This is a genomic window from Streptomyces cinnamoneus (assembly GCF_014650495.1).
Lineage (GTDB): Bacteria > Actinomycetota > Actinomycetes > Streptomycetales > Streptomycetaceae > Streptomyces > Streptomyces cinnamoneus.
Map to the genome: position 1 here is coordinate 1 of NZ_BMVB01000078.1, position 893 is coordinate 893.

At 67.2% G+C, this 893-nt stretch carries 1 pseudogene; it reads left to right on the plus strand.

From position 1 onward, the window contains the following. Positions 1-77: 77 nt before the first annotated feature. A pseudogene (locus IE182_RS31535) lies at positions 78-874 on the plus strand (IS5 family transposase). The last annotated feature ends 19 nt before the right edge of the window (positions 875-893 follow it).

Genomic DNA, 893 nt, shown 5'->3' on the forward strand with positions numbered 1-893 from the left:
CTAGGCCGTGTCCGCAAAGTCGTTGTGCTCGTTGGTGGTGTGTGGTTCGTCGGCATGAGTTAACCGATCAGGCGTGGATGGTGATCGAGCCGTTGCTGCCTCGGCCTCGGATGGGACGTCCAGTTCGTGACCGGCGGCAGGTGGTCAACGGGATTCTGTGGAAGCTGTCCACGGGGGCGGCCTGGCGGGATCTGCCGGAACGGTACGGGCCGTGGAAAACGGTCTACGAGCGGTTCCGTCGCTGGTCGGCGGACGGCACCTGGGACCGGCTTCTGGCTCACGTCCAGCAGCGTTCGGACGCTGTCGGCGAGGTCGACTGGTCGGTTGTATGTGTCGACTCAACCGCCGTGCGGGCCCATCAGCACGCTGCGGGTGCCCGAAAAGGGGGCCGTGGGCGGGTGAGGCACTCGGCCGGTCCCGCGGCGGGCTGAGCACGAAGATTCACCTGGCCTGCGACGGGCAGGGCCGGCCGCTGGCCTTTACTGTCACTGGCGGGAACGTCAACGACTGCACCCAGCTCGAGCCGGTCATGACCGGCATCAAAGTGGCCCGACGCGGTCCGGGCAGGCCACGGACAAGGCCGGTGCGGGTGGTGGCAGACAAGGGCTACTCGTCCCGGAAGATCCGGGCCTACCTGCGACAGCGCGGTATCGCGGCCACGATCCCCGAACGCGTCGACCAGGTTGCCGGGCGCCGCCGCAGAGGCGAACGCCTCTGCGGCTTCGACCCTGGCGTCTACCGGCGTCGCAATGTCGTCGAACGCTGCTTCAACCGCCTCAAGCAAAACAAGGCCCTGGCCACTCGCTACGAGAAACGCGCGAGCCACTACCAGGCCATAGTCACCCTCGCCTGCCTACGGCTATGGCTGCCCTGACTTTGCGGACACGCCCTAG